The following is a 25,597-nucleotide window of genomic DNA, read 5'->3' on the forward strand; positions in this document are numbered from 1 at the left end:
TATTTATAAATTAATTTACTCTCAAATTTATTCCTTTTTGCTTAGACAGAAATGGTCTTTTTAGGATCAATGGTTATTTCTATACCACTTATGGCTTTTTCTGTAGCTCCTTCACCTATAATCAAAGTGTACTTACCTAATTCATAAACTGACGGCGTATACGTATTACCTTTAATCCGCATAGAATGTACCAGTTCTTTGGTTTCTTCATTAATAATCTTCAGCAATTGATTGGCTGATTTTACTTTTAATTTAGGAAGATAACCTATTGGCCTTCGCCCATCATTTTCGGTTTGTTGAATTGTAAATGGCCATCCTGGATAAGTGTTTTTATCTGACTCGATATCAAGATTAGCTAAAAACCGAATGGCTTCCATTTTTATAGTTCTTTCTGTTGTATCAAAAGTAACTATACCATAACCCGAAGCCTTTTTCTGAGCTTTTTGGTAACGATCAAACTCTTCATCAAAATCATCAGTAGGATTACCTACAGCATAGATGTAATTGTCGTTCCCGAATCCGTCTCTATAACATCCCGTGTTTGGTAAACCATGTACTGGTCTATCTGTAAAAGGTACATTAACCGAGTCTGGTTGTCCCCATCTAGGATACCCTGTAGAAATTGCAGGCGTACAGAACGTCCACCCTCCATCTCTTGGTTCGTTAATACTGTATTGTACCATAAAAGGCAAATGCTGATCCCCATTTATATGAAATGCACATGCCTTTCTTATTGTTTCAACTACTTTATCTCTTTTAGATTTTGGCCATCCCCCAGAATCAAGGTCGCCAAATAAGAATTCCTTCTCCGGTCCGTGGTGCGTACCTACATTAGAGAATAGCGTTTGACTAAGCAATACTTTCATGTTAGCTCCTTTCCAATCCGCTACCCAATCATTTAAAAAATCTAGTTGGCGTTGCCCCATAAAATTAAGGTTGTCAGATTCCAACTCTCCGGATTTTGCTGGTGCTGTCAAGTGATCAATTCTCCCTTCACCAGCTCTCACCATTTCAGGACCCGATTTAAAAAGGCGATCACTAACAATAGCAAAACTAACCTTACCATATACCAAGTGCGTATACCACGTACTTATGTTAGATTTCATGGGTGCCTGATCATACGCCTCTGGCATATGACTGCATTGGGTCTTGTTAACGACATTTACAAAATTTGGAGTTTGAACTAAACCTCCGTGAGCATCACGCACATTCTCCCATTCTTCAAAAGAGATTCCTTCTCCACCTTCACCCCATAGATTACCTTGATACACATCATGGTCATCTGGAGTACAAATACTAGGCCTGTTTCTTAATACATCACCAAAAGCCCAACCAAACATATACCACTTACCCAAATAGTTGAGAATAGCCTTGTCTTCTGGTTGCCTCTTTATAGGATAGCCTCCATTACCTTCGTACAACTGATCACCTGAAAAATAAAGTATATCAGGATTAGACTTGTCTAAGTTCTCTACTAACGGACGATATGGAAACCCCATGGCATGCTGACAGGTAAGTCCGCCAAAGGTTAAGGGTCTATCTAAGGGTTCTTCCCGAATAACTCCCTCATAGGTATGTCTTTCTTTGTCCAAGCTGTAACGTAGACGATATTTTATATCCTCGGAAGCATTCCAATCCTCAATGGAAAAAACCGAGGTAAACGAAACGGGATCAATTTGAGCCTTATCTTCTTTTATCCATTTTCCATTTCTTAAAAACTGCAGCTCTACTTTTTGAGCGTCTTTTACTCCTACTGGCGGAAGTTGTGCGGTAAGCTTTAATTTACCTTTTGATAAGGTATACATAGCCCATAGAATAGGTCCAAAGCTATTGTCCGGTTTGTATTGGACCTTTGAGCCTGAAAATTCTATATCGCCCCACCAAAAGGTGCTTTCTCCTTTTTCACTGCCCTTGTTCTCCAGAGCAACAAGTCCGTCTAGACTTCCTTTTACAGTATTCTCTAGAGTTATGCTTTTTCCTGCGGCATCAGTCGCTTTAAGCTCAAGCTCTGTTTCACCTCCCTTGTTATGCCCCTTCAACTGAAGAGAAACATTTCCAAAGTCAAATCCGCCAGATAGTGCTTCTCTCTTCTTATCTATATAAATTTCCCCTTCCAGGTTAACTCCTACAGAAATGCCTTTACCAAAGTAACAAGCTGCTTTTACGCTATTGGAATCCGTGTAATCTTTTATTCCAACAGAAAAACCAACACCTCCTTTTTTACCTTTGTCCTCCAGTAATCCCAGATTTCCAGAAAACTGAAAATCTCCTTGGTTCTCACCAAGTACATGAGTTAAAATGTGTAGCCTTGATTGCTTCTCTACTCCTGAAAATTCAAGTCGGTTATTTTTAATTTCCCAATCCTCCATTGGTACTGCCCAGAAGGAACTTCCTATCCACACCCGTTCATTTAACTTTTTAAAATCTGCCTTAAAAGGTGAATTGACCAAGTCTGATGAGGTAAAATCTGTAAACACCATTTCTTTTGCAAGAATGGGATTAAAAGGACTTGCCAGCATGGGCACGGCAAGTCCTAAGTTTTGAATAAATTTTCTACGTTTAATTGTCATAATTAATTGCCCAATTTAGGATTTACGTTTACCTCAGATTCTGGAATTGGCCAAATATCATCAACCCCTTTTCTAAAATTCTTTGTGGTAACGTACCATCTTGACTGTGGGTCTATTTTCTTAGAAGTCGTTGGGTATAAAGTGGAATTAGGAAAAGGAGCTCCCCATAAATCACCTACCAAGACCTCATCACCAATATCCCATCTAATAATGTCCCAAAGACGTTGACCTTCAAATGCTAATTCAATTCTTCTTTCATTTCTAAGAATAGGACGAAGCGTTGCTGCATCTGTTTCCGTTATTGGAGGCAATCCAACCGAAGCTCTTCCTCGTACCGTATTAATGGTCTCATCTAGCAATTGCTGTGTAATAGGGCTCCCTGCTTCAAGTTCAGCTTCTAAATAACTCAATAGAACTTCGGCATATCTAATAATTGGAACGTTTCCGCCGTAATCAGATTTCAAATTCCCACTGAAAGACTCATCAAAAAACTTTCGTAATCCATACCCTGTTCTTGTTGCCTGCTTGGAATATGTTAACTGATCTAAAGATTCTGTACTATCCGGGTTGCAATCATAGATTTTATCTCCAAAAGAAGAACCATCCCAAAGTAGGTTGTATCTAAACCTTGGGTCTCTATTAGCTCCCATATCGGCATAATCAAACTTAGGGTCATCATATGATAATGGGGTACCATCATCAAAACCATACGCATCTGCCAAACTACCCAATGGATTTACAATATGCCAACCAGAAGCTACTGCGGGATACGCATGTTGTGGTAAAGAATTTCCTGCTTGACCTCCAAAATATTGAGTGCTAAAGATATTTTCACTGCTAGCTTCATTAACAGGTGTAAAAAGAGAGGCATAATCTGGGTCTATTATATTTTCCCCCATGTCAATTATTTCCTTGAACACTTTAGAAGCTTCTGCAAAATTCTGCTCACCCAAATACATTCTACCTAAGAAGGCCAGAGCAGCTTGCTTGCTAGCCCTACCTTCTTCAGAACCGGATAATTCACCAAATGAAGGTAAATCTTCTGCCGAAGCTTTGAGCTCACTGATTATAAAAGAAACCAATTCTGCTTTTGATGCCTTATCTACATTATTAGCCTCATCAGGTGTTAAGGTCTTTGTAACCAAAGGAGCGCTTCCCCAAAACTGAGAAATATAAAAATAAGTGGAGGCACGAAGAAAACGAACCTCGGCAGCCATTCTATCAATTTTTGACTGTTCCATTTCTACATTACCAATATTCTCCAAAAAGTCATTACAAATTGCTATTCTTTTATAAGAACCTTTCCAATAGCCGTTTATGACATTGTTGTTTGGCAATAGCGTTCCATCCGTTAAACGATTCTGAGTAGAGTTATCTCCTCTACGGTCATAAGCGTTATCTGTAGCAAATTCCATAAAAACAATTCCGCAATAGGTCCACCAATCAGATGGTACTACTTGCGTACCGTATTCAATTGCACCACGGTAAGCACCGGTTAAAGCTATGTTTGCATTGGACTCTGATGTCCAAAAATTATCTTTCGCAAACGCGTTACTAGGAAATTGCTCCAATTCTTTATCGCAACCAATAAACAAAACTAACGTCATGCTTAAAACAACCAACCTAAAAAAGGAAGGTACGCGACTTATATATGTGTATAAAAAATTTGTCATGTTCTAAAATTTTAAGTTTAAACCAAAGGTGTACGTAGTTAAAATAGGATAATAGCTTCCCGAGGAATTAATCTCTGGATCCCATCCATCTCTATAGGAATTAAAAGAATGTAAATTCTCTGCTCCTATATACATCCTTAGGTTATCTATGCCTATCAACTCAGTTAAAGAGTCAGGGAAATTATACCCTAATTGCACATTTTTAACTCTCAAATAACCTGCGTTTATTACCCAGTAGTCTGATGTAGCTGTATTTGGCGAACCACTATTAGTTAGTACCTCTAACCTTGGATAACCAGGATTACGTACTGGGTTATTAGCATCAAAACGACCATCCATTTGCCATTTTTGAATATTTCCTAAGTTGAAAAAAGCATAACCTGCATAATTATCCAGCATACCTTTTACACCGCTCACCCCTTGAAGGAATAAAGAAAAGTCGAAGTTTTTATAATTCAAATTGATGTTAGCTCCGTACGTGTATTTAGGAATTCTACTTCCTAGATACGTCCTATCATAAGTAGGGTCTACTTTTCCATCAGGCACACCATCAGGACCACTAATATCCTTATACCTAAAATCTCCTGCTTGGGAAGTAGGGTTTACAGCGCTTTGATCCGGCCAGCTAGAAGTTTCTCCATCATTTAAGAATACACCATCAGTTTTGTAACCGTAGTACATCTGCATTGGATAACCTATAAAAAGGTCAGAACCGTTACCTACAAAACCATTTGGTTGCTCTACGTTACCTAAACCTAGAGTTACCACTTCATTGTTTATTACAGAAAAGTTTCCATTAATAGAATAACTAAAATCGCCTTTGCTGCCTCTATGTCCTAAATCAAATTCCCAACCTGTGTTCTTAACTGCTCCTGTATTGGTTTCGCTAATACCTACACCAAGTACAGAAGACACACTAGATGATGGCTTAAAAAGTACATCTGTAGTATTCCTTCTAAAATAGGTGGCGTTAAAAGTTACCTTTCCATCAAAGAGTCCTGTTTCAATACCTATATCGGTAGTTTCTGTTGACTCCCATTTAATATTCGCATCTCGGTAATTAGAGTATGCAGCTCCTGTAGAAAGTCCGCCACCCAAAGCGTAATCACGGCCTGAAGCTAATACTGTTTGATATGGATAGTTACCAATGTTCTGGTTTCCTAAAATACCCCAAGAAGCTTTGAACTTCAAGTTTGATAACCAATTAACATCTTCCAAGAAAGTTTCTTGAGAAGCTCTCCAACCTACTGCAGCAGCAGGAAAAACAGCATACTTGTTGCTTTTAGGAAATCTTGACGAACCATCATAACGAAGTGTGGCTTCAAAAAGGTAACGTTCATCAAAACTATATTTTAACCTAGAAAAGAAAGATTGTAAAGCCCATTCAGAATCAAAACCAGCTGACTGCTGATTCTCTGCACTACCTAAATCTAATACCGTATAATCGTTACTAGCAAAATCTTGACGGTATCCATTGAAAAACGAAAATTCTTCATTTTCAAAAGAGTATCCTCCTAAAAAACTAAAATCATGAACACCCACTTCCTTAGACCATTCACCTGTAAATTGCAGTGTTTTGTAAATCTCTTTATTGCTATACTGGTTTAAATAAGACTGCCCCAAATAAATATCCTCGTTAAGGCGTTGCGATGCATAGTAAGAACGTTCCTCGTTCAGAGTAAAGTTGTAACCACCTATTACCGAAAAGGTTAAATCATCGGTCGGTTTATAGTCTAACTTTACATTTACACCTGCCTTTGTTTTTGGATTTTCCAAATAAGATTCCGAAGCCAACCAAGCTACAGGCGTACCACCGCTTTCAGGTCCAATACCATAATTACCCTGAGAATCCTGGCCTAAAACTACTGCTGGATATCTAACGGCGTTAGAAACTAAATCTCCAACAAAACTTCCTGCATTATTAGCAGCATCAGTTGCTCTATTCGTTTCACTTCTATAACCTTGTCCTTTGTTTCCGGTTACTTGAGGCTCTTCTCTCTTTTCTACAGAACCAAAAAACCGTGTATTCAAATTAAACTTGTCTCCAAGTTTGTTCGTAAGGTTCATTCGGAAGTTGTACCTACTAAAACTGTTTTTTGGCACAATACCATCCTGCTCTAAAATACCTACAGAAACATAATATTTATTCTTTTCATCGCCACCACTAAGAGTTAACGTGTGCGATGTCTGTACTCCATTCTTAGAGAAAAGATCATCTAAAAATTTTGTGTTCGGGTAATTATCCAAATCACTTTCTGACTTGTATTTTGCAATGTCCTCTGCAGAAAAACTATTGCTACCAGAAGCTATATTGTACATCTCTGCATATTCCCAAGAGTTTACAAATTCAGGAAGCTCTGTTGCTGCGTTAAAACCTACGTAGCTATTATAATTCACGGAAAACTTATTATCAGCACCATTTTTGGTAGTAATTAAAATTACCCCGTTTGCAGAACGTGCACCATAGATGGCAGCTGAAGAGGCATCTTTTAATACTGAAATAGACTTAATATCATCCGGGTTAATATCGTTCATACTTCCGGCAATACCATCTATCAGAACTAATGCATCTGGTGTAGCTCCAAAAGAACCTACTCCCCTAACACTTATACTACCGCCACTCTGTCCTGGCCTACCTGAACGTTGCACTACAGTAACACCAGGCATTTGACCCGTAATAGCCTGAGAAACTTGAGTAACTGGTCTATTCTCTATGTCTTTGGAAGATACTTGTGAAACTGAACCTATTACATTCACCTTCTTTTGAGTACCAAAACCAACTACAACTACTTCATCTAAGCCCGCTGCACTTTCAACTAGTTTAATATTCAACGTAGTTTGTCCGTCAACCGGAATCTCTTTAGTAGCAAAACCAATATAGGAAACCACCAAAATAGCATCATCAGAACTAGGCTCTAGACTAAAATTACCGTCAAAATCTGCGGTAACCCCGTTAGTTGTTCCTTTTTCTACAACATTAGCACCTGCAAGAGGCACTCCCATTTCATCTGTAATAACACCTGTTATAGACTGTTGGTCTTCCTCCAAATTATCTATTCCTGTACTTTCAATTGGCACTTTATACGAAGGGTCATTTTTAAGAACAATCTGGTTTTTTAGTAAGGTGTATGTAACACTATTACCAAACACCATTTTTAAAACTTCTTTTATTGGGCGTTTCTCTACACTGAGAGTCACCCTTTTAGCTACGTTCAGCTGTCCCGATTTATAAAAGAAGCGGAACTCGCTTTGCGTTTCTATTTTTTTGAGTACACTTTCAATAGTCTCGTTATTGGCCTCTATAGAAACCTTCTTATTTTGCGAGTATGAATTCGCATGAAGATTGAACAAGGCAAAAGCAAACATTAGAATGGAGATTTTCACTGTGCGATTCTTGTTAAGAATGTTTTTCAATAGAATGAAAAACAATGGTTTTTTTTCCATATTTTTAAAGGATTTTGATTTGTTATTACTCGGATTGAAATCACTATTTGTCGGGGGACGTTGCCGCGTTCCCCGATTTTTTTTTGGCTTTAAGTCACATAAATTATGTTGGTTTTTTAATTCGTATTTGGTTATTGGTTATCTCGTAATCAAACTCAGCACTCTCCTTAAAAGTGTCAAGTAAATCTTCTATAGTTTCATTTTTAAAAGCACCTCTAAACCGGACAGATTCTAGCTCTGTATATCCATTTTCAATTCGGACTCCGTAGCGACGCTCTATCTTTCTTACAATATCTTCAAAAGGCTCATTATTAAAAGTTAAATCACCATTACGCCAGTTTAGGTAATCGCTTATATCTACCTCGGTTATTATCAAAGCATCTTCCTGCATTGCCGCTTTTTGACCTGGTTTTAGAATACTTAAACTATCACTCACTTGACCAGCACGCTTATCACTAATAGCTACACTACCTTCTGCGAGTACCGCGTAAGTTTCTTCACCGGTATAACAGCTAACATTAAAATGAGTTCCTAAAACCTGAACATCAATATCTTTAGCTACCACAGTAAATTTATGTTCGGGGTCTTTGGCTACTTCAAAATAAGCCTCGCCTTTTAAAAATACTTTTCGGTCTTGTCCTTTGACAAAACTTACGGGGTACTTTAAAGAAGTATCTGCATTTAGGTGTACAAGTGTGCCATCAGAAAGTTTCAGCTCAAAAGTTTTTCCTTTAGGAATAATAATCTCATTATAGACCAACTCAGTAGTTGCCTTACCATGATAGACCATTTGGTCATTAGATTGGGATGCTAAAATGTTTCCGTCTTCATCGGTAATAGATTCTCCACCACCAACAATAATTTTTCTTGCTTGGTTGTCTCCTGTCTTTAAAACAATAGCATTATCTTCTATAACTAAGTTGGACTTTTCACTGCCGTTTTTTGATAGAAAATTGAAAACCATGGCAAGTCCCACTAAACCAATAAAAATGGCCGCGTACTTTAGTATAAAACCGTTGAAGTTATTTTTATTTGCTTGTGGAACCTTAGTCTTACCTGCAATTTTCTGCCAAACCTCTTCTTTTGTTTCGCTATCAAATCTAAAATCTGACGTTGGATTACTCTCACTTTGGTATGATTCAAGAAAACGCTCCATTAAGTCTCTCTCTTCCTGAGAACACTCATTGTTCACATATTTTTTAAAGAGCTTTTTTGCTTTTTTTTCGTTCATTTATATCTCAATTAGAAAACGATATCACAACTAAGTACCCAAACTAATGCGATGGTACACGTTAGAAGTCCATTATTTTTTAAAATCGATAAAATAAAAGTGAAAAAATTAAGGAATACACATTACTGATGTAACCTAAAAGAATGTTAAAACCCTAATAAACAGATATTATAAGCTGATGATAGTTTCTAATGAAGAAGGATAAGAGAAATAATAACAGCTTCTTCTAATTGAAGATTGTTTCGTAGAAATGCCAATGCTTTTGAAATTTGATTTTTTACCGCCTGTACGGATATCTCAAGTTCTTCCGCTATTTCTTTATTCGATTTATGATCATACCTGCTCAACACAAAAATATGACGACATCTTTTAGGCAATTTTGCTACTTGATCCCGAATGATTTGATTAAGCTCAGAATATTCTATTTGATCTGAAACGTTCATTGAAACGTCTATAATATTCAATCTGGTCAAATCTTCAGTTGAAAATTTGTTATTTCTGAAATGATTGAATATTTGAAATTTTACAGCTTGAAAGAGATACGGTTTTAGAGAAGATATGTTACTAGTCTTTCTTTTTGCCCAAAGCGATATAAAAACCTCCTGAATAATATCTTCACAAATTACCTTGTCCTTTATAATGTTGTGAGCGTATATAAACAGAACTTTAGAGTATTTCTCATAAACAGCCTTGAAAGAAGAATTATCGTCTTCCTTCATGCCTTCTAAGAGCCTTATGTCTTCAGTTATCATTTTCATCTCACCGCGTAACAAGATGCTAAATCTATAAAAAATAGATTAAATATTACGACAATGGTAAAAAGAACACTTATTTTTAATTAAATACCTTACAATTCTAACTAAAAATTAGAAATACGCCCCCTATTTACTATAGTTAATCTTATACCTCCAATAACTTATAGCACCAAGAATTGCGGCTGCCAGAACTATATACCAAATATAATCTGGCGTAATAGCGGCTGCGCCACTTTGCCCGTAACTATGTAAACCTACCAAGTAGTAGTTTACTCCAAAATAAGTCATCATGATACTTCCAAAAGCAATAACACTAAGAAAGTTGAATGCCCATCTACTTCGCAAAGCAGGTACCAAGCGGGTATGAATAACAAAGGCGTATATCATAATAGATATTAGTGCCCATGTTTCTTTTGGATCCCAGCCCCAATACCTACCCCAACTTTCGTTGGCCCATTGGCCACCTAAAAAGTTACCAATAGTTAACATGACCAAACCTACTGTCATGGACAATTCATTGATTATCGTCAATTCTTTTATATTCAAGTCCATTACAGCCTTGTTTTTCTTATTGGTAAAAATCATAAGTAATAGAGAAACTAAACCTAGAATCATTGCAACAGATAACGGTCCGTAACTAGCCACAATAACCGCAACATGAACCATTAGCCAATAACTATCAAGTACCGGAACCAAAGTAGAAATTGCTGGATCCACCCAGTTTAAATGGGCAATTGTCAATAACATACTGGTAACAAATGCAGAAGCTGCAATAGTCATATCACTTTTTCTGGCAAAGAGAAGCCCCATTCCCATAGTTGCCCAAGAAACGTACAGAATACTTTCATATGCATTGGTCCAAGGAGCGTGACCTGAAATGTACCATCGCAAAATAAGACCTGCTGTATGCCATAAGAACAAGATGAAAATAGTACCCTTTAAGGAGTAAACTGCCATACGCCAAATGGAGCGGTCTTTAAAAATTTGGAATACTAAAACAAAAAACATGATTACGCCAACTAAAGCATATAGCTTATATAGCATATTGAAAATATTCAGCTTATTGTAAATTACTTCGGCATTGATCTTATCTTCTGAAGGGAGCACCTCTGCTCCGTGGTTTTTTTGGTTTTGCTTGAATGCTTCTAACAACTTATCCGCATTGGCATAATCACCCGTCTCCTTTGCTTTACGCAAGGTCATTAGATAATAAGGCACCGAGTTTTTTATAAAATTAGCATAAAGCGAATCTGAAACTTGGTACTGCCCTCCCCTATATTCTATGGCTGAAATCCATTTGTTATTTTCATCATTCAATAAAGGGAAAACCTTTATAATACGACCACTTAAAGCTTGATCCAAAAGACTTAAACGAATGTTGGCTTCTTTAATATCCTTATCAAACTGATTAGGGATATTGGTAGATGTAGCTTTTGCTAAAAATGGCTCTAATTTGTAATTACCTTCCTTATCAAAGAAATCAGTTGCTTTTACAAATGGTTGTCCTTCTGGTATACCTATTACGTGACGTATACTATCGTTCTTTCCTTTTTTATCTACAGCTAAAAACTCTGCATTATACCAAGCGGCCGGACTTAACATCATGGATAAGAATACCTGATCAGCATTCATATCTTTATAAACATCCTTTAAACTTAGCTTCCGAAGCAATTCTGAAGAAAAGGTATTTATTGGCTTCATCCGCCCTCCTTCATCTTGAATCACAAGTTTTCCGAACTTCTCCGCATGCTCTTCAGAAACAATCGTAGTTTGTAAAAGCGAATCTATTTGGGACTGTGTAGGCGCCATATTACTATGGTCATGACCATCATCTGCGGAATGTTCTTGGGCATTCACATTTAACAACATACCCAAAACAAGAACCGCTGTCAGTTTTGCTTTTTTGCTTTTCAATTTATCAAGAGAAACGGCTAAATCCTTAAACCTTGTTTTTCCAAAGAACATAATACCCATTAAGCCAATGTACAGCAAGAAGTATCCTAAATAGGTAATACGCGTACCCCATTGATCATGATTTACAGATAGAACAGTTCCTTTTTCATCTGGACTAAAACTAGATTGGAAAAAGCGATACCCCTTATGATCAAGAATATTATTCATAAAAATGCTATAGTCAAAATCCCTGTCGTCTTCAACAGTAACCTTACTCATGAAAGATTTGTACCCCTGCTCTGTACCAGGATATTTTTCTGCTATAAAATCATTCAGTTTAATACTAAAAGGAAGTTCATATACTTTGGAACCATAGCTCAGACTAAAATCCAGTCCGCCTACATTTACTTTCTCAGAGAAATTAGAAATACCTTTCCCTCCCAATAATTTTTGCTGAACGGTTTCTCCATTAACCGTAATATCTACTATCATGGCATCCAGAGTAGCATCAGTCATTTTTTCCTTTGAGACTTTTACAACACCATAAGAACCCTTTACTACAGGTTCAGGAACTACAAATTGCATTCCTGCCGTTGAGTATAATGAGCGTAATACAAATTCTTGAAGACTATCCTTTGCGACCTGACCTTTAAACTGGTCTGCCATTCGCATATAATTACCCTCAAAAGGAGTTCTTATAGTATAAGCCCCATCCTTTTCAAAAATGTTAATGGCACCTTCAGTGTCATTGTTCAATGAAAAAAGCACATTGTGAATGCTAGAAACTTTGCCACTTTCTAGAAAGTGCTCATGTCTTTGCCCATCACCTGCCTCAACAATCTTTAAATACGTTTTTCCGTTTTCATCTGGAATTAATCCCTCTTCTGCCCCATCAATAAAACCTGCATAAGAAATAGTAAAGGGTTGACCGTTAAAATCTGACTTCCAAGGTAATCTAGATTTTATATCCTCTGCCGTAACTATTAAATCTTCCTGTAATGTTTTTCTTTTAGCCTCTCCGTTAATGTCACCGTCTACATAAGCGGTTAGATAAGTTTTGTCCGAATAGAATACTTTTTCCGATTTGCCCTCACGAATAGGCATCATACCCTCGTAACTGATATAACGGGTTACAAATGCTCCAATTATGATAAAAATCCATGAAAGGTGAAGTGTTAGAACTGCCCATTTTTCCCAACGTAGCAAACGGTATCTGAACATGTTACCAATAAAATTGATTACAAAAAAGACCATAATAGCCTCAAACCATGTGGTGTTGTAAATCCAAATTCTAGCTGTTTCAGTGCTGTATTTACTTTCTATGAACGTTCCTAGCCCCATTGCAATAGCAAAGACTATAAAAAGAACGGACATTAAACGGGTGGAGAAAAAGAATTTTTTGAGCATGTTCATCGGCAGCAACTAAATTGGTTTTCAGCAGGCAAAAATACGCCCTTTTTCTTATTTACAGGAAGATAGAGCAATCTAAAGTCTTGCGAAAACTGTTAATTATAAGTGAAAATTTTATGGGATTCATTTTAGGGAAAGTAGATTTTTTTATAGACCGAAATAGATAATAGTCTTTATTACAAATTCCATAGAAACGGGAGTATCATTTTCTTCTCCTTAAAGTAAAATGTTTGAATTATTTTTCAGCAAAACAAAGTCTCTTTTACGTAATTATATGCTTATTTTCGCCTCATGATTAAGGTAAGCATTTTAGGTACCGGCAATGTTGCAACCCACCTTTTCAAGGCTTTTTCAAAGTCGGACGAAATAGAGATTGTTCAAGTTATAGGTCGAAATAAAAAAGCGCTTCTAGCTCTTGCTCCAGAGGAAAAAATAACCTCTGATTTCTCTAATTTAAATGAATCTGATATCTATATAATCGCTTTAAGTGATAATTCTATAAAAACTGTATCAGAACTACTTACACATAAAAATAAATTAATAGTTCACACTTCTGGAAGCACGCCAATGAACGAACTGTCTCGCCACGAGAGACATGGTGTTTTTTACCCACTGCAGACCTTTAGTAAATCTAACGAACTAGATTTCAAGAAGGTTCCAATCTGTTTAGAAGCAGAAAACAAAGAAGACTTGGTGCTATTGAAAAAGCTAGCAAATCTTGTTTCAGAAAACGTATACGAAATACACACGGAACAACGCAAAAGCCTTCACCTTGCTGCCGTATTTGTAAATAATTTTACCAATCACCTTTATCATATGGGTTCTGAAATTTGTAAGGAAAATAATGTTCGTTTTGAAATTTTAAGCCCGCTTATACAGGAAACGGCAAGAAAAATCGAAACCTTATCACCTTACGAGGCCCAAACTGGTCCTGCTAGGCGAAACGATTCAAAAACCATTGCAAACCAGTTAGAACAAATAAAAAAACAAGAGCTCAAGGCAGTCTACGAACTGTTGAGCAAATCTATACAAGCAACTTATGGAAAAGAGCTATAAAGAATATTTAAAAAACATAGACACCTTTGTTTTTGATGTGGATGGTGTTTTCACTGATAGTACATTGCTTATAACCTCGGAAGGCGAAATGCTTCGCAAAATGAGCGTGAAAGATGGCTACGCCGTTAAAACCGCACTACAGAAAGGTTATAAAATATGTATTATTTCTGGAGGCACAAATGAAGGTGTAAGAAGCCGCTTGCAAGCTTTAGGCATAAAGGATATTTATTTAGGAGCACACCAAAAAATGGATGCTTTAAAAGAATATATGGACAATCATAATATTGACGTCAGCACTATGCTTTACATGGGTGATGATATTCCTGATATCCCCGTAATGAAAGTGGTTGCACTACCTACCTGCCCACAAAACGCTGTTCAGGAAGTAAAAGCTGTATCTATGTATATTTCTCATAAAAACGGCGGAGAAGGCTGCGTAAGAGATGTTATTGAGCAGGTTTTAAAAGTAAAAGGAGACTGGATGACAAATTTTAGCGCCGCAAACGATTAAATTATGTTAGACTTAAATAATCACTCCATAATTCTAGCTAGCGGCTCACCAAGAAGACATCAATTTTTAAAAGAAATGGGGCTTCCGTTTGAAGTACGGTTAAAATCTGTGGACGAAGTTTATCCGCCTGAATTAGTAGGAAGCCAAATCAGCGATTATTTAGCAAAACTAAAAGCAGATGCTTTTGAAGGTTCTTTAGAAGCCGGTGAAATCCTTATTACATCAGATACTGTAGTTTGGCATAATAGCGTATCACTAGCCAAAGCAGCAGATGCTAAAGAAGCATTTGAAATGCTGAATGCTCTTTCCGGAGACTGGCACGAGGTGATAACTTCGGTTTGCTTCACCACTTCTAGCTCACAAAAAGTTGTTCACCAAGTAACCAAAGTGAAGTTCAGAGAGTTATCTGATGAAGAAATCCACTACTACATCAACAATTTCAAACCTTATGACAAGGCTGGTGCTTATGGTATTCAAGAATGGATAGGCCTAACAGGTATTGAAGAAATTAAAGGATCTTATCCTAATGTTGTAGGCCTACCTACACAATTGGTATACAAAACGTTAATAGAAATGGTCAAGTAGTTCTTTTTGGTTAATTTTAAATAAAATTACTACCTCATGAGAATTATTACCAAACAAGCCCTTCCTCTAACATATATAGCTTTACTAATTTCCTTTACGCAATCTTGCCAAGAGGTTAAAAAAGAGACTAGTGAAGACGTTGCTGTTAATTCCGAAAAAACGGTAGAATTACCGAAGAAAGAACTTTCGGGCGAATTTAAGAAGTATTGGTACGCCGGTGATGCCGAAATTACATCTTACAAACTTCAACTAGCACGATATGGTGAAATAAGAGACGGCAAAGCTGTTCTTGTTTTTGTTACCGAACCTCTCCTAAAGGATAAGCAAGTGAAAGCAGATGGAAACAACCCAGATAATATCCCTGTTTTAAAACTGAATGTAACCAAGAAATATCTCACCGGAATCTACCCTTATTCCATAATGACAAGTACTTTTTATCCGGTTCATGATAACGACCATGCGGTAAAAGTTTCGTTCTCTGCACAGGAGTGGTGCGGACAGGTTTATGCACAGCTAAATAACCGTGAAAAATTTGATATAATGTCTCATTCGTATTTTGAAAGTGAAGCGGACCAAGACTTCAAATTAGAAAAAACCGTCCTTGAAAATGAGCTATGGAACAAGATTAGAATTTCACCTGAAACACTACCTGTAGGAGATTTAAAAATTATACCTTCTCTAGAGTTTATACGGTTGTCTCACAAAGAATTAAAAGAGTATGAATCAACTGCTAGTTTAAATAGTAAAGATGGTATTTCAACTTACCAAATAACTTATCCTGAGTTAGAAAGAACCCTAACAATTAACTTCACAACAGCTTTTCCTTATACTATCGAAAATTGGTCTGATACCTTTAAAAGCGGCTTTGGAGAAAATGCCAAATCCATGACTTCTACAGCCACAAAAATAAAAAGTTTAAAGACTCCTTACTGGCGACAAAATGGAAATAAGGATTTACCTTTGCGCGACAGTTTAGGCCTATAAGTTTATGCAAGAATTTTTTTTAACGTACAAGCACGAAATGATAGCTACCGCCATAACATTTGGCGTGCTAATCATCCTAAAATTCATTACGGATAAAACCATTCGGAAAATTGGTAGAATCAGTGACATTGTAGAGGCACGAACATTATTAATTACTAAGTACGCCTCTATTTTACTCATGCTTTTAGGTTTTGGGGTCATATCATTTATATGGGGGGTGAATTACAAAGATATTGGTCTTGTCTTTTCTTCTGTATTCACTGTCATAGGAGTCGCTTTATTTGCTAGCTGGTCTATTTTAAGCAATATTACTGCAGGAGTTATCCTATTTTTCTCGTTTCCATTCAAGATTGGTGATCGCATAAAAATTTTAGATAAGGATATTGAATCGGAAGAACCATTTTTAATTGAAGATATTAGGGCTTTTCACGTTAGCTTAAGAAAATCTAACGGAGAATTGTTAGTTTACCCTAATAACTTAATGATGCAAAAAGCGGTTACATTAATCTACACTTACGAAGAGACAGCAGAAACACCAGACGGAACTGAAGAAGCATAATTGCGTTTCACAAGATTCCCTATAGTACATTCCTAAATTAATTTTTGTTAAAGAAGTTTTAAAAAACCAGCTAAGCCCTTTAAACTTTCTATCTTTGGTATGGTGTCGCTTCTGTAAATCATTGGCTTCTTCCAGACTAAAACCAACTTTATGCGCTATTTTTTGGCATTCCTTGCCGGAATACTCTTGTGTTCAAATATTACCAATGCACAAAAACCTGTGCAACAATCCTCTTCTGAAATATACCATTCACTTGAAAAATTGAATTTCTTAGGTACAGCACTTTACATTGCTGCGCACCCAGATGATGAGAATACAAGACTTATTTCTTACCTATCTAATGAAACTAAAGCCAGAACAGGATATTTATCCTTAACCAGAGGCGATGGTGGACAAAACCTTATTGGACCTGAACTTCGTGAGCTTTTAGGTGTTTTACGTACACAAGAGCTTTTAGCGGCCAGACGTATAGATGGCGGCGAACAGTTTTTTTCGCGAGCTAATGATTTTGGTTATTCCAAACACCCAGATGAAACCCTAGAAATATGGAACAAAGAAGCAGTGCTAGGCGATGTCGTTTGGGCCATTCGTAATTTTAAGCCAGATGTAATCATCAACCGTTTTGACCATAGAAGTCCCGGCACCACTCATGGGCACCATACTTCATCGGCCATGTTAAGTTTTGAAGCTTTTGATTTGGCTAGCAATAAAAATGCCTACAGTAAACAATTAGAACTTACAGAAACTTGGCAACCACAACGGTTGTTTTTCAACACTTCATGGTGGTTTTATGGCAGCCAAGAGAAATTTGACGAGGCCGATAAATCAAAAATGGTCAATTTAGACATTGGTACCTACTACCCTATTTTAGGAAGGTCTAATAACGAAATTGCCGCTTTGGCCAGCAGCCAGCATTTATGTCAAGGTTTTGGCCGCTTATCTCAAAGAGGCACAGAAAATGAATACGTTGAGCTATTAAAAGGTTCAATGCCAAAAAATGCTAATGACATTTTTGAGGGCATAGATACTTCTTGGTCTCGTGTACCCGGTGGTAAAGCTGTTGGAGAGATTCTTTACGCTGTTGAAAAGAACTTTGACTTCGCAAACCCATCAAAACATTTGCCGCAACTGTTAGAAGCTTACGAACTACTTCAAAAAGTAGATGACCAGTATTGGAAAGCTTTAAAATCACAAGAGTTAAAGAACATCATTTTAAATGTTGGAGGCCTTTATCTTGAAGCTTCCGCCGAAACAGCTTTCTCTAACCCTGGAGGAAAGTTGAAAGTAAACATTGAGGCCGTTAATAGAAGTTCTGCGGATATTGTTTTGAAAACTATTTCTATCTCTTCTACGGATAAGGAGTTAAAACCTTCCATCGCCTTAAAAAATAATGAAAAGCAAACTTTTGAAATCGATTTAGATATACCTGAAGCCACGGATTATACGAGTCCGTATTGGCTTAAAGAAAAAGGTACTCTGGGTATGTACAAAGTAGATGATCAAAAACTTATTGGAAAACCTGAAACGCCACGAGCATTTTTAGCAAAATTCCAACTTGAATTTAATGGTAAGACCCTAACTTTTGAAAAGCCTGTTATTTATCATTACGCAAAACCCGATAAAGGTGAATTGTTTCAGCCTTTTGAAATACTACCAGAGGCTACGGCAAGTTTTAGTGATAAAGTATTAATTTTTGCCGATGGCGAGCCTAAGAAAATTTCGGTTACAGTCAAAGCTCATGCAGATAATATAAAAGGCGAACTGCAACTAAGCCATTCCAAAGGATGGGCAGTAGATGCCGAATCAAAACCTTTTGAAATTGCTAACAAAGGTGATGAACAAACACTAATTTTTACACTAACCCCACCTGCTGACGAAGACGAAAATTTTATTTCTCCGGTTATAAAACTAAACGGCAAAGAGATCACCAAAGAGTTAGTAATGATAGATTATGATCACGTTCCTACTCAATCCGTTTTACTGCCCTCAGAAGCAAAAGTAGTACGTTTAAATATTAAAAAATCAGGAGAACACATTGGCTACATAGTTGGTGCCGGAGATGAAGTTCCTGAAAGTCTAAGTCAAATAGGTTACATCGTTCACACCATAGAACCTAGCAGTATTGCAAAAGGTTCGTTAGACAAGTATGATGCTGTAGTTGTTGGTATTAGGGCGTACAACGTGGTAGATGAATTGAAATTCAAACAGCGTTATCTTTTTGATTATGTTGAAAAAGGAGGTAATCTTGTAGTGCAATACAATACAGCAAGCAGATGGGGCAATCAGTTTGAAAATCTGGCTCCCTACCCTATTACATTATCTCGTGACCGGGTAACGGATGAAAATTCCGCTGTAGAAATAATAGATAAAAAGAATACCTTAGTAAATTATCCGAATAAAATTGATGCTGCTGATTTTAATGGATGGGTACAAGAGCGCGGACTTTATTTCCCTGACAAATGGGCTAAAGAATTTACTCCTGTTCTTTCTATGAGCGATAAAGGAGAATCCGATAAAAAAGGAAGTATCTTAATAGCGCCTTACGGAAAAGGAAATTACATCTATACCGGATTAAGTTTTTTTAGAGAACTACCTGCCGGTGTACCTGGAGCATACAAGCTATTTGCAAATATGCTTTCTGTTGAAAAAAATGTACAACCTACGAAATTGAATTAAAGCTATGTTAGACAAGTTCGATTGGAAAAAGGAATACTCGTTAGTACTGATACTTAATATCATATACATACTTGTTTTTAGTTACTTAATGACTGCATTTACCTAATATGGGAACATTAGACTGGGTTATTTTATCGAGTACACTGCTTTTCATAGTTGCCTATGGCGTTTGGAAAACCAGAGGAAGTAAAAGTGTAGATGACTACGTAGGTGGTGGAAAAGATGCCAAATGGTGGACCATAGGTCTGTCTGTAATGGCAACGCAAGCCAGTGCCATTACTTTTCTATCTACCCCGGGGCAGGCATTTCATGATGGCATGGGTTTTATTCAGTTTTATTTTGGGCTTCCCATAGCCATGATTATAATTTGTTTGGTTTTCCTACCCATTTATCACAGGTTAAAGGTCTATACCGCTTACGAATTTCTCGAAAACCGTTTTGATTTAAAAACACGGTCATTGGCCGCTATCTTATTTTTGGTACAAAGAGGTCTAGCTGCAGGTATTACTATTTTTGCGCCTTCCATTATATTATCTGCTGTACTAGGTTGGGATTTAAGAACCTTAAATGTTATTATTGGAGTTCTGGTTATTATTTATACCGTATCAGGTGGTACCAAAGCGGTAAGCGTTACCCAAAAACAACAAATGTTCATTATCATGACAGGAATGTTCATCACTTTCTTTTTTATATTAGGATATTTACCTGCCGATATCAACTTTGGAAAAGCACTTAAGATAGCTGGTGCCAGCAACAAGTTAAATATAATCGACTTTAGTTTTGACACCAAAAGCAGATATACTTTTTGGAGTGGTATTACAGGCGGACTATTCTTAGCTTTGGCTTATTTTGGTACCGATCAAAGTCAAGTACAACGTTACCTTTCAGGGAAATCCCTTCGCGAAAGTCAGTTAGGTCTAGTTTTTAACGGCCTGTTGAAAATACCAATGCAGTTCTTTATTCTATTGGTAGGTGTTATGGTATTTGTTTTTTATCAATACAATCCTTCGCCTTTAAACTTTAACCCTGCAGCTACAGAGGCTGTGATGAGTTCCGAATACGCCAAAGATTATGCTATTCTTCAGGAAGGACAGGAAAAGCTAGAGGCAGAAAAGAAAATGGCCCAAAATAAGTTTTCTGCCGCTTTAGAGTTAAAAGAATACAGCGCTGTAGAAGAGGCAAAACAAGAAATTATCAGCTTAAACATAAAAGACAGTACTAATCGTGCGGCTGCCAAATCATTAATAAAAGAGGCTGATAGTACTGTTGAGACCAATGACAAGGATTACGTTTTTATCCACTTTATCCTTCATAACCTCCCAAGAGGATTGATAGGACTACTTTTAGCGGTTATTCTATCCGCAGCAATGTCATCCACCGCATCTGAACTTAATGCTTTGGGCACCATAACTGCTTTGGATTTGTACAAGAGAAACATAAAAGGAAAATTGACTGATGAGCACTATGTTAGAGCTACAAAAGCCTTTACTCTTTTATGGGGTATAATAGCAATTTCCATAGCAAGTATTGCCAACCTATTTGATAACCTTATTCAACTTGTTAATATAATCGGTTCCATTTTTTATGGTAATGTCTTGGGTATATTTCTACTGGCCTTTTTCTTTAAGTTTGTTAAAGGAAATGCTGTTTTCTTTGCCGCATTGCTCACACAACTTATCATCTTTGTGCTTTTTTATAATCTTATTTTTATTCACCCTACGGGCGAAGAAAAACTGGGATACCTATGGCTTAACTTCATAGGAGCTGCTTTGGTAATTGCTATGGCTATTGCTTTTGAAGGCTTTGATAGGCTATTAAAAAAACAGCCCGTAAGTCGTTAGAATATATTTAGTTACAGCTATTTACTATTTTATTTTCGATTAAAAATTAGCCGAAAACGCTTTCTATAAGTTATATATCTATAATTTAGTGAAGAATTTTCTCTCACCCCAACCGATAACTAAAGCCTCTTTTATCCTAAAATGACCAATAAAAAAAAGACAATTAAAGATATTGCCAAACTTGCAGGGGTATCCAAAGGAACAGTAGATCGCGTACTACACAAAAGAGGAAAGGTATCTAAAATTGCACAGGAAAAGGTTGAAAAAATATTAAAGGAAATAGAGTATCACCCCAATCCAATTGCAAGAAGTCTCAAAGAGAATAAAGCCTATAGAATTTCTATACTCATTCCAGATTCTGAAATAGATATTTATTGGCAACCAGCACATGAAGGAGTGAAAGTTGCGGAAAAAGAATTTGGGCCTTTTGGTATTGAGGTTAAAATATTCATTTATAATCCTTCCAAAAAAGAAGACTTTTACCAGAAATCTATTGAAGCTATCAACGTTTCTCCTGATTTACTGTTAATGACCCCATTGTTTGAAAAAGAATCTTTTCAAATAAGTCAAGCCTGCAAGGAGAACGATATTAGAGTGGGTCTTTTCAATAACCACCTAAGTACAAATAAAACTCAAATTTTTATTGGGCAAGATTTAGTGCAAAGTGGGAAAATAGCAGCAGACCTTATTGATAAAACTGTGGCTCCTCAATCTGATATAGGTATAATACATATAGACAAAGAACCTCACCTACTACTAAAAGAACAAGGGTTTAAAAACTACTTTGATAATAAAAAAAGTTCACATAGGATTCTAGAAGCAAAGAACTTCAATTCGGATAACCAATCTAAATTTGAACAAGACATAGAGCAATATTTTCGTGACAATCCAAATATAAAGGCTCTTTTTATCACAAACTCTAAAGCATACAAAGTAGCCGAAATAGTATCAAAATTAATGAAACCATGCTCCCTAGTTGGTTACGATTTAGTACCAAAGAACATTTCTTACCTAAAACAGGGCAAGATTGATTTCTTAATTCATCAAAGACCAAAAGAACAGGCTTATTTAAGTATCAGCCATTTTGCAGAATTTTTCCTTTTTGGCAAAAAAGTACCTCTCCAAAACCTACTTCCTATTGACATCGTTACTTCTGAAAATGTGGATTACTATATAAATTAGGATAGTTTTTATTGACTTAGGACTCTAATACTATCATTAATACTATTCTCATAATCAAAAGTGTGTTCGAGCACATTTAACTTAAAAAGCGTTTGGTTTCTTAAAAATTAAGTTTACATTCACTAAACTTTAAGAAAACATTTAGAACTAACACCTTTTTAAAACTAACACTATGATGAAAAACATTTTAATGTTCCTAGTACTAATAATGGGTACTCACCCCATATTGGCGCAGGACAAAACGGTTACCGGTACGGTCACCGACGCTAATGATGGAATGCCATTGCCTGGTGTAAATGTATTAGTACAGGGAAGTACTACAGGAACACAATCAGATTTTGATGGTAATTATACCATAGAAGCTTCTACTGGTGATATTTTGATTTTTTCCTACATTGGAATGAAATCTCAAAATGTAACCGTAGGTGCAAATAGCACTATCAATTTGGGAATGCAGGAAGATGCAAGCGAACTAGATGAAGTGGTAGTTACTGCTTTGGGTATAAAAAGACAAAAGAAGTCGTTGACCTATGCCACACAAGGGGTAGACACCAAGAGTATTGATGAAGCTAGACCGCAACAAGATCTTGTAAATAGTCTTCAAGGAAAAGTAGCTGGACTATCTATACAAACATCAGGAAATGGTGTTAGTGGATCTTCTAAAGTAGTTCTTAGGGGTAACCGTTCAATAGCAGGTAGTAGCCAAGCACTATATGTTGTAGATGGTGTGCCATTAGGTGGTGATATTTCTAACTTAAGCCCTGATGACATTGCTTCTATTAACGTGTTAAAAGGAGCTAATGCTGCCGCACTTTATGGAGCAAGAGCAAACAACGGTGCTATTATAGTTACTACAAAAACAGGAACAAGTGATGTAACTACCATTGACTTTAGTTCTACTCTTACTGCAGATACAGGAAGAATTATGTATGATTACCAAAATGAGTATGGCCAAGGTAGTGGTGGTCTTTTTAATAACGCATCCACTGGTTCATGGGGTCCTAGAATGGATGGGTCTTCAGTTGCTAACTGGTCACCAAGTCCAGATATCAATTCTGCAACTCCTTACACTGCACAACCAAATAATGTTACTGATTTTATGCAAACGGGCTTTAATATGGCCAATAACGTTTCTATACGATCTGGTAATGACAAGAACAGAACCTTTTTTGGGTATACTAACGAAAATAGAAAAGGTATCGTAGCGGGTAACGAATTGAAGAGACATAACGTTACACTTAAAATAGACAACAAATTGTTCAATGACAAGCTTGAACTTAGTGCTAAAGCAAACTACATTAGAACAGAAACAGATAACATATTAGAGACGGGAGAATCATTCGCTAATCCATGGAGACATGCATACAGGCTACCTAGAAACATACGTACTTCGGATGCAGAAGTTTTTGAATATTTAGCTTTGGATGGGAGTACAAAACAAAACTATTGGAAACCTAAAGATAATGGTGGAGCGAATCCTTATTGGACTACCAATCGTAATCTTAACAATTCTATTAATAATAGAGTAATAGGATATGCTTCATTAAAATACAATATTCTTGACAACCTTAGTTTAATGGTGCGTACTGCTGTAGATAACAGTACTACTTTCAGAGAAGATATTGATTATAATGATACTTATGTACTTGCTGATAATGGAAACTATGAAACAAGAAATAGTATTGACTTAGAATGGAATTCCGATTTCTTGTTGAGCTACGACAAACAAATTAATGACGATTTCAATTTTAATATCAATTTTGGTGGTAACAGTCGTATGGCAGAAGATAAGTTTGTATCTACCAATAATAAAGGATTGAATGCTCCTAATATTTTTGCGATTAGCAATGCTTTAAACCTTGCTTCAGAGCAAGATTATAATAAGAAAAAGGTAAATTCCCTTTATACTTTTGGACAAGTAGGCTACAAAGATGCTTTGTTTTTAGATCTTACTTATAGAAGTGATTGGAGTTCAACTCTACCAGTTGATAATAATAGATTTGATTATTACTCTGCAGGTCTTAGTACCGTAATATCCGATCTTGTAAAATTACCTGAAGTTATTTCATATCTTAAGCTAAGAGGTTCTTATGCAGAGGTAGGTAACGATACTGACCCATACAAGATTTTCCGGACCGCATCTTCTGTTGCAGGTGGTTTTATTCAATTAGACCCTGCACTTCCTAATACAAATTTAAAGCCTGAACGTACACAATCTTTAGAATTTGGTGTTGATGCCAGGTTCTTAGATAACCGTCTAGGTATTGATTTAACTTACTATAAGAGTAACAGTATAGATCAGTTATTCCCTGTGAGTGTTGATCCTGCTTTTGGATTTAGTACCCGATTTGTAAATGGAGGTGATATTCAGAACAAAGGGGTTGAAGCTATTTTAACAGGAACACCTATTCAAACTAATGACTTTAGTTGGAATGTCTCTGTTAACTTTAGTAAAAATGAAAGTGAAGTGCTACGCCTTTCTGGAGGGTTAGAAACTCTTATCCTTGATGCTGGCAATCCATTTTTCAGACAATTTGAATTGGAAATAGGTGAACCATGGGGTAATATGTATTCCAGAGGTTTTGAAAGAGACGACCAGAATAGAGTTATTGTAAATGCAGATGGTACACCATCCGTAACTGACGGTAAAAGCGTTTTAATTGGTAACTACAACCCAGATTGGTTAGGTGGTATTAGTAACAGCTTCCGCTACAAAAACTTAAGTTTAAGCTTTTTAATAGATATTAGACAAGGTGGTGTAATTGGCTCGCTTACAAATGCTATTTTGGCTTCAGATGGTGCACTTGATGTTACCACTATTGGTCGTGATGGGACTCTGGTATTTGGTGATAATGTTTTTGGAGACTTAGAAGTAGTTAAGGCCGATGGAACTCCAAATGATATCCAAACAAATGCTGAAACATTTTGGGCTTCTATTGGTGGAAGAAACGCTCCTGTTGGTGAAGCTTTTGTTGAAGATGCATCCAACATCAGGATGAGAGAAATAACATTGGGTTATAGCCTACCTTCTTCATTAATAGATAAAACGCCTTTTAGAAACATAAAGCTGACGTTGGTAGGGAGAAACCTTTTCTTCTTCTCGAACAGCGCAAGTGTTGACCCAGAGGTAATCGTTGACCCTACACTTACAAGTGCAGATGGTTATGAATCTTTTTCTCCTCCATCAACCAGAAGTTTAGGTTTGAACCTAAAATTTGGATTTTAAA

15 protein-coding genes are annotated in these 25,597 nt (G+C 36.6%); 9 read left to right on the forward strand and 6 right to left on the reverse strand.

Annotated elements, in window-relative coordinates:
* Positions 1–41 precede the first annotated feature (41 nt).
* From HW347_RS05780 to ccsA, 6 genes are all read right to left on the reverse strand, one after another.
* The gene (locus tag HW347_RS05780) at positions 42–2,570 is read right to left on the reverse strand and encodes an alkaline phosphatase D family protein (protein WP_214610974.1); all 2,529 of its coding nucleotides are present in this window, start codon (positions 2,568–2,570) and stop codon (positions 42–44) included.
* Positions 2,571–2,572: 2 nt separating this feature from the next.
* The gene (locus HW347_RS05785) at positions 2,573–4,243 is read right to left on the reverse strand and encodes a RagB/SusD family nutrient uptake outer membrane protein (RefSeq protein WP_214610975.1); all 1,671 of its coding nucleotides are present in this window, start codon (positions 4,241–4,243) and stop codon (positions 2,573–2,575) included.
* A 3-nt stretch (positions 4,244–4,246) separates the two neighbouring features.
* The gene (locus HW347_RS05790; protein WP_214610976.1) at positions 4,247–7,687 is read right to left on the reverse strand and encodes a SusC/RagA family TonB-linked outer membrane protein; all 3,441 of its coding nucleotides are present in this window, start codon (positions 7,685–7,687) and stop codon (positions 4,247–4,249) included.
* A gap of 103 nt (positions 7,688–7,790) precedes the next feature.
* Entirely contained in the window at positions 7,791–8,918 is a 1,128-nt protein-coding gene (locus HW347_RS05795; protein WP_214610977.1) for a FecR family protein, read from the reverse strand.
* Between the two features lie 188 nt (positions 8,919–9,106).
* Positions 9,107–9,676 carry an RNA polymerase sigma-70 factor gene (locus tag HW347_RS05800; protein ID WP_214610978.1) on the reverse strand — a complete coding sequence of 190 codons (570 nt, stop codon included), beginning with the start codon at positions 9,674–9,676 and terminating at the stop codon, positions 9,107–9,109.
* A gap of 123 nt (positions 9,677–9,799) precedes the next feature.
* Entirely contained in the window at positions 9,800–12,979 is a 3,180-nt protein-coding gene (ccsA, locus tag HW347_RS05805; protein WP_225901831.1) for a cytochrome c biogenesis protein, read from the reverse strand.
* Between the two features lie 288 nt (positions 12,980–13,267).
* Between ccsA and HW347_RS05810 the strand changes: the two genes are divergently transcribed.
* The 9 genes from HW347_RS05810 to HW347_RS05850 all read left to right on the forward strand — a co-directional run bounded on the left by HW347_RS05810 (position 13,268) and on the right by HW347_RS05850 (position 25,596).
* Positions 13,268–14,032, forward strand: coding sequence for a Rossmann-like and DUF2520 domain-containing protein (locus tag HW347_RS05810; protein WP_214610979.1), 765 nt, complete (start codon positions 13,268–13,270; stop codon positions 14,030–14,032).
* Positions 14,016–14,543 (forward strand): KdsC family phosphatase, encoded by a 528-nt coding sequence (locus HW347_RS05815; RefSeq protein WP_214610980.1) that lies wholly within the window; start codon positions 14,016–14,018, stop codon positions 14,541–14,543. The genes HW347_RS05810 and HW347_RS05815 overlap by 17 nt, the downstream gene beginning before the upstream one ends.
* 3 nt (positions 14,544–14,546) lie before the next feature.
* Positions 14,547–15,128, forward strand: a complete 582-nt coding sequence (locus HW347_RS05820; RefSeq protein WP_214610981.1) for a Maf family nucleotide pyrophosphatase — start codon at positions 14,547–14,549, stop codon at positions 15,126–15,128.
* A gap of 36 nt (positions 15,129–15,164) precedes the next feature.
* Entirely contained in the window at positions 15,165–16,112 is a 948-nt protein-coding gene (locus HW347_RS05825; protein WP_214610982.1) for a septum formation inhibitor Maf, read from the forward strand.
* Between the two features lie 4 nt (positions 16,113–16,116).
* Positions 16,117–16,671 carry a mechanosensitive ion channel domain-containing protein gene (locus HW347_RS05830; RefSeq protein WP_214610983.1) on the forward strand — a complete coding sequence of 185 codons (555 nt, stop codon included), beginning with the start codon at positions 16,117–16,119 and terminating at the stop codon, positions 16,669–16,671.
* A 150-nt stretch (positions 16,672–16,821) separates the two neighbouring features.
* The gene (locus HW347_RS05835) at positions 16,822–19,347 is read left to right on the forward strand and encodes a PIG-L family deacetylase (RefSeq protein ID WP_214610984.1); all 2,526 of its coding nucleotides are present in this window, start codon (positions 16,822–16,824) and stop codon (positions 19,345–19,347) included.
* A 107-nt stretch (positions 19,348–19,454) separates the two neighbouring features.
* Positions 19,455–21,188, forward strand: a complete 1,734-nt coding sequence (locus tag HW347_RS05840) for a sodium:solute symporter (protein WP_214610985.1) — start codon at positions 19,455–19,457, stop codon at positions 21,186–21,188.
* 141 nt (positions 21,189–21,329) lie between these two features.
* Entirely contained in the window at positions 21,330–22,370 is a 1,041-nt protein-coding gene (locus tag HW347_RS05845) for a LacI family DNA-binding transcriptional regulator (RefSeq protein ID WP_214610986.1), read from the forward strand.
* Positions 22,371–22,542: 172 nt separating this feature from the next.
* Entirely contained in the window at positions 22,543–25,596 is a 3,054-nt protein-coding gene (locus HW347_RS05850) for a SusC/RagA family TonB-linked outer membrane protein (RefSeq protein ID WP_214610987.1), read from the forward strand.
* Position 25,597 lies beyond the last annotated feature (1 nt).

The organism is Zobellia barbeyronii, assembly GCF_018603515.1.
In the GTDB taxonomy this organism is placed as follows: Bacteria; Bacteroidota; Bacteroidia; order Flavobacteriales; family Flavobacteriaceae; genus Zobellia; species Zobellia barbeyronii.